Source organism: Streptomyces sp. NPDC048496, assembly GCF_043200055.1.
In the GTDB taxonomy this organism is placed as follows: domain Bacteria; phylum Actinomycetota; class Actinomycetes; order Streptomycetales; family Streptomycetaceae; genus Streptomyces.
In genome coordinates this window covers 1-10,442 of sequence record NZ_JBICXB010000094.1, presented here as the reverse complement: position 1 = coordinate 10,442, position 10,442 = coordinate 1, and the positions used below count along the sequence as shown (strand labels likewise).

Here is a 10,442-nt window from a genome sequence, read left to right as displayed (position 1 = left end):
CAAGCTTGTGACTAGACACCTCAAGCCTTGCAGGAAACGGCGTGTTTCATGTATCAGCGCAGGTCACAGCACCCACACATACGGCAGGAGAGCCGCTTTTCGCACATAGGGTGGTAGCGGCCCGGGACCAGTGAGAACTCGCCCTTGGCAAGGATGGTGAACTTCTCGAGCTTCACTATCTTGCCGGACTGCGGAGGAAGGTCGTGCAGGCGGGAGCGACAGATTCCCGGCGTCGGAACAGTAGGGCCGGGAGGGCGCGGGGACTGACGCTCCGTTTCCAGTCCTCGATCTCGCTCAGAAGGCGGTGGTCAGCAGTTGTGCGCGGCGTTCATGGGAGACGCTGTCGGCGAAGAGGTCGTTGAGCGCGTGCAAGAGCTGCTCGGGGATGTGGAGTTCGCCTTCGTACGGGGCATGGAGTTGCAGTCCGTCCCACAGGGCGATGAACCAAGCGGCTTCGGCCCAGGGTTTCAGGTCGGGTCGGATCAGCCCCTGGGCCTGCAGTGAGTGGAGTTCGTTGGTGAGGGCGTCGAGGACGCGGGCGTAACGGCGCGCGAAGTGGGCGTGTGCGGGGTGCCCGGGGTCGATGGCCTCGCACAGCAGGGCGGAGTAGAGCCGTACGCGGTCGGGGACCGTCTCGTTGTACACGGCTCTGCGGTAGACGTTGGCGACCTTGTCGTAGGCGGTGACGGAAGCCAGGTAGGCCGTGTCGGCGTCGCGGTCACGGCGGTTGAGAATCGCTTCGAGGAGGGTTTCTTTGGAGTCGAAGTAGTACAGCAGGGTGCTGTGGTTCAGGCCAATGCCGGTGGCGATGGAGCGCAGACTGGCGGCTCGGTATCCCTGCTGGGCAAAGGCTGTTGACGCGGCGTCGAGGATCTCCTGTGTGCGATCCTCCGGCACCGGGCGGCGGCCGGGGGGCACGTGGGGCCGGTCGGCGGAGATCTCGGGGATCCAGCCGGTGGAGGCCCGGGACCCTGACGTGCCGCGCCGGGCGCCGAAGTGAGCGCGCGTCACCTCGGCCGGGGAGATCTGATCGGGCAGGTAGGCGCTGAGAATCCGGAGGCCGTCCTGGGCGGCGACGCACTCGAGCGCCGGGCCCTCCTGCGCCGAGTCGACGGCGCTCCGTCGCTCGCGGCGGGTGCGCAGTGCGTCCGCGACGAAGGAGTGAGCGGGATGGTCAGGCCCGGCGGCTTCTCCCAGCAGGGTGAGGTGGAGGCGGATGAGGGGTTCACTGCTGGGCCCGGCCTGCCCTGCCGCTTCCGTGCGGTTTTGCCAGCGTTCCAGCAAGGCTCGGAGCAGGTCTTCCTTCGACGCGTAGTGTCGCAGGATCCCCGCGTGGGTCATGCCGATGTTCTTGGCTAGGGCACGCAGCGTCGTGGCGGCATAACCGCTGGTGGCGAAGGTCTGCTCGGCCGCGTCCAGGATCTGCTCGCGCCGCGCGACGCCCCTGCGGGACGGTGTGCCGCTGGCGTGGGGCACGGTGGCTCTCCCTTCTCGGCGGTTCGGTGACTCGCCGTGTCGAGGCTAACAGTCCAATGTTTGTAACCAAGTGGTTGACGTTTGTTACCGAGTGGTCAATCGTAGGGGTGCAGACACCGGCAGGCGTGGATCACTTCCCGCCAATGACCGAGAGGCATGGCATGACCCAGGCGTCATCGGCCGTGAAAGCCCCCGATCCTGAGACACGCACCCGCGTCGGCCGCAGGCTCGTGACGTCACTCGGCTTCGCTCAGTTCGGCTCGTTCCTGGTGTGGGGAGCGGCGCCCGCGGTGTTGCTCGCGCGGCACCTGGAGGAGATCGACCCAGCCCGCAAGGAGGCCAACCTCGCGCTCGTAATCACGGTGGGCGCGGTGGTCTCGGTCCTCGCGCAGCCGGTGTGGGGCCTGTTCTCGGACCGCTCGCGAAGCCGGTTCGGCCGACGCGCGCCCTACGTGCTGGCTGGTGCGTTCCTGGGTGCAGTCGGCCTGATCGCGACAGCCCTGTCGCACACGGTGATGACCGTGATCGTCTCCTGGTGCGTCGTGCAGGCCGCCGTGACCGGCGGCAACGGCGTCCTTACCGCGGTACTTCCCGATCGGGTTCCGGTCGCGGTGCGCGGCTCGGTGTCGGCGGTGCTCGGTTTCGGCAGCATGGCCGGAATCCTGGGCGGGCAGGTCCTCGCGTCGACCCTCGTTCCGCACGGGATGCTGCTGGCGTACGGGTGTGTTGCCGGCGTGCTCGTCCTCACGGCGGTGGTGTTCGTGATCGCGTGCCCCGACCCGGCCGCACCGGTGCGGGAGCGGTCCCGTCTGTCGCTCACCGCCCTGGTGCACGTGTTCTGGGTGAATCCACGTCGGCATCCCGACTTCGCGTGGGCGGTCGTCAGCCGCATGCTGCTGATGCTCGGCTACCACACGGTGTCCGCCTACCAGTTGTACATCCTCCAGGACTACGCGGGACTGGGTCGGGACGAGGCCCTCGCGGCCATCCCGACCGTGGGGCTCGTCAGTCTCTCAGCCGGTCTGGTGGCGGTCCTCATCTGCGGCCGTCTGTCGGACCGGATGAACCGGCGCAAGCCGTTCGTCGCCGTCTCGACGGCGGTCATCGGACTGGGTCTCGGGATGCCGTTCCTGATGCCCTCCTTGGACGGTGCCCTGATCTACGCGGCGCTCGCCGGCTTCGGGTTCGGCTGCTACCAGACCGTCGACACCGCGCTCATCTCCGAGGTTCTCCCCTCGCAGGAAGACGCGGCCAAGGACCTCGGCATAGCCAGCCTCGCCAGCCACGTGCCCCAAGTCCTCGCCCCGGCACTGGCCGGACTGGTTGTCGTCAACCTCGGCTACCGGCCCCTGTTCGCAATGGCGTTCACGCTCTCGCTCCTCGGAGTCCTGTGCGTCCTCCCCATCAAGTCCGTCCGCTGAAAGTCCTGAGAGAACCCCATGCACTCCTGGAACACCCCTGAACTGGTCTCCCGCGGCCGGGAGCCCCTCCATTCCCTGACCCACCACGACCGGCTCGACCTCGGCGGAACCTGGGACTTCCAACTGCTGCCCGCACCCGACGTCACGCCGGCCGATGTCTGGCGGCCGCTGAACGTCCCGGGCGCCTGGACCATGCAGGACACCGGCGACCTGCCGCACTACACCAACGTACGGATGCCGTTCGCCACGCATCCGCCGCATCCGCCGGCCTGCAACCCCACCGGTCTGCACCGCCGCCGCTTCGCCCTCCCCGCCACCTGGAAGGGGCGCCGGATCGTCCTCCACGTCGGCGCGGCCGAGAGCGTCCTCCTCGTCCGGGTCAACGGCCAGGACGTCGGCATGAGCAAGGACAGTCACCTCGCCGCCGAGTTCGACATCACCGGCGCCGTACGCCCCGGGAGCAACGAACTGCTTCTCACAGTCGTCAAGTACTCCGACGCCAGCTTCATCGAGGACCAGGACCAGTGGTGGCACGGCGGCATCACCCGCGACGTGTACCTCTACAGCACGCCCACCACCTACCTCGCCGACGTCCACGCGATCGCCGACTACGACCCCGCCACCGGCGACGGCACCTTCACGCTCCGCGTGGATACCGCCGGCCGGGGAGCGGTTCTGCCCGACGAGCCGCTGCGGATACGGGTGCGGGCCGCCGGCCGGCAGGGCGAGCAGGCGGTTCCCGTACGGCAGCAGGGCGAGATGCCCAGGACGCTGCCGCCCGAACTCGCCGACGTCGACGTCTTCGGCCTGTTCTGCGCCGCCGCGGCCGGACTTCCCGTCCCCGAGCCCCTCGTCGACGTGCCGCGGCACATCCACACTGCCATGTTCCCCCCGCCGGCCGGCCGCGTCTCCTTCACCTTCACCGTGCCGCAGGTCGCGGCGTGGAGCGCCGAGGCGCCCGCCCTGCACGACGTCACGGTCGACCTGCTCGGCAGCGACGACCGGGTCATCGACTCGACCCGGCTGCGCGTCGGTTTCCGGCGGGTCGAGGTGCGCGGTCAGGACTTCCTCGTCAACGGGCGGCGCGTGTGGATCCAGGGCGTCAACCGGCACGACTTCCACCCGCGGACCGGACGCACCCTCACCCGCGGGCAGATCGCCGACGAACTCGCCCTCCTCAAGCGGTTCAACATCAACGCCATCCGCACCGCCCACTACCCCAACCAGCCCGAACTCCTCGACCTCGCCGACGAGTACGGCTTCTACGTCTTCGACGAGGCGAACATCGAGGCCCACGGCTTCGCCACCACCCTGTGCGACGACCCCCGCTATGTGTCCGCCTTCATCGACCGCGTCTCCCGGATGGTTCTGCGCGACAAGAACCACCCCAGCATCGTCGCCTGGTCCCTCGGGAACGAGAGCGGCAGCGGCACCAACCACGACGCCGCGGCCGCCTGGGTGCGCTCCTACGACCCCAGCCGTCCCCTCCACTACGAAGGGGCCGTCCGCAGCGACTGGCACACCGGCCACCACCAGACCGACATCGTCTGCCCGATGTACCCGACCATCGAGGCCATCCAGGGCTACGCCCGGCACCCTCGTGCCGACCGGCCCTTGATCATGTGCGAGTACCAGCACGCCATGGGCAACTCCAACGGCTCCTTCGCCGACTACTGGGACGCCATCCGCTCCACCCCCGGCCTGCAGGGCGGCTTCATTTGGGAGCTGTGGGACCACGGGCTCGACCCGGACGGCGACGGACGGTATCGCTACGGCGGCGACTTCGGGGACGAGCCCAACGACGGGAACTTCTGCGCCGACGGCCTACTCTTCCCCGATAGCACCCCTCACCCTGCGATGTACGAGGTGCGGCACACCTTCGCACCCGTACGAATCACCTCGACGGCGGCCGACGCGCGCACCGGGCACCTCGAACTCGCCAACGAGCGGCATTTCGCTCACCTGGACGACCTCCGCTTCACGACCCGGGTCGTCACCGCCACCGGAACGGGCCCCGAAGTCCCGCTCGACGTACCCGCTGTCCCGCCGCAGGGCGTCGCCCGCATCCCGCTGCCGGACAGCGTCACCGCCGCCCTGAAGGACGGCCAGGACGGCCCTGTCCTCGCCCTGCGCCTTCACGTCACCACCGCACGCTCGACGACGTGGGCACCCGCCGGCACCGAGATCGCCATCCAGCAGGTGCTGCTCGAAGAGCCCCGCTACTCCCCCGCTTCAACGCCCTCCCACTCCGTACCCGCCAAGGAAGGTGCCGTACGGCTCGACGCCTCCGGTCTGCTCGTCCACCCGCTGCTCGCCGAAGCCCCACGCCTCAGCTTCTGGCGCGCGCTCACCGACAACGACAACGGCCGTCTCGTCCGCCCCCGCCTGGACGCCACCGGACTGGCACGGAGCACCCGGCATCTGGTCTCCGTCGACATCACCCACCCGGGCAAGGAAGCAACCATCCGTGCCCGGTACACGACCGCCCACGGCCACGAAATCGAACACCTCCAGGTCATCACGCAGGAGACGCCGGGGCGACTCCGCTTCGACGAGCACGTCCTGGTACCGGCCGAGGTGACCGACCTGCCCCGCCTCGGCATCGTCCTCGCCACCCGGCCCGGATTCGAAACCGTGCGGTGGACCGGCGACGGCCCTCACGAGACCTACCCCGACCGGCGCGCTTCCGCCCTCACCGGCACCTGGACGTCCACGGTCGGCGACCTCGCCGTGCCGTACCTGCGACCCCAGGAGAACGGCGGCCGCGCCAGCACCGTGAGCGCCCGGTTCACAGGCACCGACGGCACCGCGTTGGTACTCGGCTTCGACCGACCCTTCCAGTTCAACGCCTCCCACCACACGGTCGACGACCTCACCGCCGTCCGCCACGTCTGGGAACTCGACCCCAGGCCGCAGACCTTCGTCCACTTCGACGTGGCGCACCGCGGGCTCGGTACGGCCTCTGTCGGCCCCGACGCCCTGCCCCGGTACCGCGTCGGACCGGGCCACCACAGCTGGACCTGGTGGCTCGAAACACCCGCCACGGCCGCCGCCACCACACCGCTCTCCGAGAAAGGCCGAGCCTCCCATGCGTGAACACCCCAACTTCGTCGTCTTCGTCCCCGACCAGCTGCGCGCGGACGCCATCGGGGCGTTCGGCAACCCGCATGTCCGCACGCCGAACATCGACGCGCTGGCGGCCCGGGGAACCCGCTTCACCAACGCCTACGCCCAGAACCCGATCTGCGCCCCAGCCGGGCCTCGATCATGACCGGGCTCTACCCCCACACCACGGGCCACCGCGCGCAGACCCACCTGGTCAAGCCGTGGGAGCCCAACCTGCTGCGGATCCTCAAGGAGGCCGGGTACCACGTCACCTGGGTAGGCATGCGCGGGAACCTGTTCGCGCCGGGTGTCACCGAACTCAGCGTGGACGAGCACGGATTCGCCGAACTCCCCACCGTCCACCCGCACGCGGGCAACTCACCGCAGGAGTGGCCGGGCAGCGACGTGTGGGCCCGGATCTTCTACCGCGGCCAGGTACCGGACGACGGCAGGACCGACCTGGACGAGGCCACGATCCGCACGGCTGAGCAGTGGCTCAGCAATCCGCCCGACACCCCGTGGGTGCTCTTCGTCCCGGTCCTCGCCCCCATCCGCCGTTCGAGATGGCCGAGCCCTGGTTCTCGATGTACGACCGGGAGACGCTGCCCACTCCGTTCGAGCCAGCGGAGACGGCGGCCGGGGAACCCGCCTACATGGAGGCGATCAGGAAGCGCTACGGCCTCGGCCGGGTCACCCCGGAACTGTGGCGGGAGGTCGTCGCCACCTACTACGGCATGGTCTCCCGCATGGACGACCACCTCGGTCGTGTCATGGCGCACGTCGACGACGCGGACACCGTCACCCTCTTCTTCACGGGCCACGGTGAGTACCTCGGCGACCACGGTCTCATCGAGAAGTGGCCCACCGCCTTCCATCCCTGCATCACGCGCAATCCGCCGATCACCTCCGGCGGGCGAGGAGTCGTCCGCCATGGTGGAGCTCGTCGACATCCTGCCCACCGTCCTGGAACTGGCCGGCGTCTCCGCGCCGCACCGCTACTTCGGACGCAGCCTGCTGCCCGTGATGAAGGACCCCGACGCCGAGCACCGCACCTACGCCTACGCCGAAGGCGGCTTCACCACGGCCGAGCAACACCAGCTCGAACGTGGCAAGTTCCCCTACGACCTGCGCACCCAGCTCGCGTCGGACGATCCGACGCCGGCCGGAAAGGCGTACGCCGTCCGCGACCAGGAGTGGACGTACGTCTGGAGGCTGTACGAGTCTCCCGAGCTCTACCACCGCGCCGACGACCTCGGCGAGCGCCACAACCTCGCCGGACTCCCCACCCACCGGCAGGTCGAACAGCGGATGCACCAGGCCCTGTTCACCTGGCTGGTCGAGACCACCGACACCATCCCCACGGCCACCGACCCCCGGCTGCCCGGCGTCGAACTGCCCGTGCCAGCACCGGCACAGACCGAGCCGCGCTGACGCGGACCGGACAGACCCGGACGGACCGGCCCCGACCTGCCCGACTCGGCCACAGAAGCTGATCGCAAACCACAGAAACGGAGAACAGAAAGCATGGACGCAGACGTCATCGTCGTCGGGGCCGGACTCGCCGGCCTGGTCGCCGCCCATGAACTGACCAGCCGAGGCCGGAGGGTCGCACTCGTCGACCAGGAGGGCCCGAACAACCTCGGCGGGCAAGCGTACTGGTCCTTCGGCGGGCTGTTCCTCGTCGACTCGCCCGAACAGCGGCGCCTGCGTGTTAAGGACTCCTTCGACTTGGCGTGGAGCGACTGGCAAGGCAGCGCGGGCTTCGACCGGCTCGACGACGAGGATGCCTGGGCGGTCCGCTGGGCGCGCGCCTACGTCGAGTTCGCCGCCGGAGAGAAACGGTCCTGGCTCACCGGCCACGGCATCCGCTTCCTTCCCACCGTGGGCTGGGCCGAGCGCGGCGGCCTGCGGGCCGACGGCCACGGCAACTCCGTCCCCCGTTTCCATGTCTCCTGGGGCACCGGCACCGGCATCGTCGAACCCTTCGCCGGCTCCGCCCAAAAGGCGGCCTCGGCCGGGCTACTCACCTTCCACCACCGCCACCGCGTCGACGAACTCATCGTCGAAGGAGGCACCGCGTCGGGGGTGCGTGGGCAGCGTCTGGCCGACGACTCCGCCCCGCGCGGGGTCGCCACCAGCCGGGAGACGACGGGCCCGTTCGAACTGACCGCCCAGGCCGTCATCCTCACCACCGGCGGCATCGGCGCCGACCACAACCTCATACGACAGCACTGGCCCGAACACCTCGGCACCCCACCGACGCGGATGGTGACCGGCGTGCCCGCCTACGTGGACGGACGGATGCTCGACATCAGCGCCCGCGCCGGCGCCCGGCTGGTCAACCGCGACCGCATGTGGCACTACACCGAGGGCCTCGAGAACTGGGATCCCGTCTGGCCCGGACACGGCATCCGCATCCTGCCCGGTCCCTCCCCCCTGTGGTTCGACGCCCTCGGCCGCCGCCTGCCCGACCCGTGCCTCCCCGGCTACGACACCCTGGGCACCCTGCGCCACCTGCGCACGACCCCCGACATCGCCGCGCACGACCACTCGTGGTTCATCCTCACCCAGAAGATCATCGAGAAGGAGTTCGCCCTCTCCGGCTCCGAACAGAACCCTGACATCACCGCCAAGGACCGGGCCGCGTTCCTGCGCACCCGCCTGCTCGGCAGAAGCACCCCCGGCCCCGTCGAAGCGTTCCTGGAACACGGCGCCGACTTCGTCGTCGCGAACACCGTCACCGAACTCGTCGACCGGATGAACAAGCTCACCGACCGGCCGCTCCTCGACGCCGACCACATCAGGCGGCAGATCGAGGCACGCGACCTCCAGATCGCCAATCCCTACAGCAAGGACGCCCAGGTCCAGGGCATCCACAACGCCCGCCGCTACCTCGGAGACCGCCTGGGCCGTGCGACCGTCCCCCACCGCATCCTCGACCCGGCGGCCGGCCCACTGATCGGCGTGAAGCTGCACGTCCTGACCCGTAAGACCCTCGGCGGCATCCAGACCGACCTCGACTCGCGAGCGCTCGGCCCTGGCGGCCAACCCGTCACCGGCCTCTACGCGGCAGGCGAGGTCGCCGGCTTCGGCGGGGGAGGCGTCCACGGCTACAACGCCCTCGAAGGCACCTTTCTCGGCGGCTGCCTCTTCAGCGGCCGCCAAGCCGGCCGCGCCGCCGCCGCGGCCGTCGCCTGACACGCGTACGCGCACAGAACGACAGACAGAACGAGAAACGCAGCTTTCCGCAGGAGGATCCATGACCGCTTGCTGTGCCCCGCCGGGTGGCGCGCGCTCCGAGCCGACGCCGACCGTCCCGCAGGACGAGGGGGTGTCGCGCCGCGACCCGGAGGAGATGGTCCTCCTCCCGGGCGGCGAATTCCTCATGGGCACGGAAGACAGCGACGGCTTCACGGAGGACGGCGAAGGGCCCGTGCGAAGGGTCCGCGTCTCACCTTTCCTGATCGACACCCACGCCGTGGGCGTTGTCACGTTGACGGCGGGGTGGCCGGTCGATAGTGCTTCGGAGCGTGCTGGGGTGTGGTTCCGGTCCTCGTTCAGGCCGTGGCGGGCTGGCAGATGCTCTCGGTGACGTGGTCCCAGACGGTGAAGCGGATGGTCATCTCGAAGCGGTGTTCGGCGGCGGTGCGGAGATGTCGCCGGGTACGGAAGTGGGGTGAAATGCTGCTGAACGCAGACAGGAACCGCTGGGCGGCGCCGGCGCTGCGGAAGCCCTTCATGGCACGTCCGCGCTGCCTCGTTGTCTGGTGGGAGTTCTCGGCCCGGTTGTTCAGCCCTTTGTGAGCACGGTGTTCCACCGAGGGCATCAGCTCCCGGTGGGCGACGCCGTAGGAGCGGAGCTTGTCGGTGACCAGCACCCTCGGTACCCGGCACTGCTTCTTCATCAGCTTGGCCATGAACCGCTTGGCGGCCTTGGCGTCCCGCTTGGACTGCACCAGGATGTCCAGCACAGTGCCGTCCTGGTCGACCGCCCGCCACAGGTACTGCCGCTTGCCGTTGATCTTGATGAAGACCTCGTCGAGGTGCCATTTGTCACCGGGCCGCGGTCGGCGGCGGCGCAGCCCGTCGGCGTAGGCCTGGCCGAACTTCACACACCAGCGGCGCACCGTCTCGTAGGAGACGATGGCACCCCGTTGGAGCATCAGTTCCTCGACCTCGCGGTAGCTGAGCGGAAACCGGAAGTACAGCCACACGCAGTGGGAGATGACTTCGACCGGGTAGCGGTGCCCCTTGTACGACGGCGCCAGGTTCCCCATGGACGATCCCCTCCAGCCTGATCAACTCGAAGATCCTCCCATGTCATCCACCAACGTGACTCAGTGCCGTTCCAGCAGGTCGTCTGGCCCTGGTCGAGTCCGGTGACGCCCTTGGCCAGTTGGAAGTCCTCTTCCACCCGCCATCTGGTGCAGATGATGTGTA

General features: G+C 69.1%; 7 protein-coding genes and 1 pseudogene. 6 read left to right on the top strand and 2 right to left on the bottom strand.

The annotated features are described in order from the left end of the window. Positions 1 to 294: 294 nt before the first annotated feature. Entirely contained in the window at positions 295 to 1,476 is a 1,182-nt protein-coding gene (locus tag ACGFSA_RS34120; protein WP_393309931.1) for a TetR family transcriptional regulator, read from the bottom strand. Between the two features lie 143 nt (positions 1,477 to 1,619). On the opposite strand from ACGFSA_RS34120, the gene ACGFSA_RS34115 reads away from it, so the two are divergent. From ACGFSA_RS34115 to ACGFSA_RS34090, 6 genes and pseudogenes are all read left to right on the top strand, one after another. Beyond that, on the top strand, positions 1,620 to 2,897 hold the full coding sequence (locus tag ACGFSA_RS34115) for an MFS transporter (protein WP_393309930.1): 1,278 nt from the start codon (positions 1,620 to 1,622) through the stop codon (positions 2,895 to 2,897). Positions 2,898 to 2,915: 18 nt separating this feature from the next. Then, a complete protein-coding gene (locus ACGFSA_RS34110; protein ID WP_393309929.1) occupies positions 2,916 to 5,993 on the top strand; it encodes a glycoside hydrolase family 2 TIM barrel-domain containing protein in 3,078 nt (1,025 codons plus the stop codon). Continuing rightward, positions 5,986 to 6,488, top strand: a pseudogene (locus ACGFSA_RS34105) (sulfatase-like hydrolase/transferase); the annotation flags it as partial. The gene ACGFSA_RS34110 and the pseudogene ACGFSA_RS34105, both read left to right, overlap by 8 nt. A 444-nt stretch (positions 6,489 to 6,932) precedes the next feature. Further along, positions 6,933 to 7,433, top strand: a complete 501-nt coding sequence (locus tag ACGFSA_RS34100) for a hypothetical protein (RefSeq protein ID WP_393309932.1) — start codon at positions 6,933 to 6,935, stop codon at positions 7,431 to 7,433. A gap of 93 nt (positions 7,434 to 7,526) precedes the next feature. Continuing rightward, positions 7,527 to 9,200, top strand: a complete 1,674-nt coding sequence (locus ACGFSA_RS34095; RefSeq protein WP_393309928.1) for an FAD-binding dehydrogenase — start codon at positions 7,527 to 7,529, stop codon at positions 9,198 to 9,200. Between the two features lie 61 nt (positions 9,201 to 9,261). Beyond that, positions 9,262 to 9,594, top strand: a complete 333-nt coding sequence (locus ACGFSA_RS34090; RefSeq protein ID WP_393309927.1) for an SUMF1/EgtB/PvdO family nonheme iron enzyme — start codon at positions 9,262 to 9,264, stop codon at positions 9,592 to 9,594. Here the strand turns inward: ACGFSA_RS34090 and ACGFSA_RS34085 are convergent. Beyond that, the gene (locus tag ACGFSA_RS34085; protein WP_393309926.1) at positions 9,560 to 10,279 is read right to left on the bottom strand and encodes an IS6 family transposase; all 720 of its coding nucleotides are present in this window, start codon (positions 10,277 to 10,279) and stop codon (positions 9,560 to 9,562) included. The two genes, ACGFSA_RS34090 and ACGFSA_RS34085, sit on opposite strands and share 35 nt — an antisense overlap. Positions 10,280 to 10,442 lie beyond the last annotated feature (163 nt).

Excerpts from the sequence above, each read along its gene's own strand:
- ACGFSA_RS34110 (WP_393309929.1), top strand. The coding sequence starts at position 2,916 with ATGCACTCCTGGAACACCCCTGAACTGGTCTCCCGCGGCCGGGAGCCC.
- ACGFSA_RS34100 (WP_393309932.1), top strand. The coding sequence starts at position 6,933 with ATGGTGGAGCTCGTCGACATCCTGCCCACCGTCCTGGAACTGGCCGGC.
- ACGFSA_RS34095 (WP_393309928.1), top strand. The coding sequence starts at position 7,527 with ATGGACGCAGACGTCATCGTCGTCGGGGCCGGACTCGCCGGCCTGGTC.
- ACGFSA_RS34115 (WP_393309930.1), top strand. The coding sequence starts at position 1,620 with ATGACCGAGAGGCATGGCATGACCCAGGCGTCATCGGCCGTGAAAGCC.
- ACGFSA_RS34090 (WP_393309927.1), top strand. The coding sequence starts at position 9,262 with ATGACCGCTTGCTGTGCCCCGCCGGGTGGCGCGCGCTCCGAGCCGACG.
- ACGFSA_RS34085 (WP_393309926.1), bottom strand. The coding sequence starts at position 10,279 with ATGGGGAACCTGGCGCCGTCGTACAAGGGGCACCGCTACCCGGTCGAA.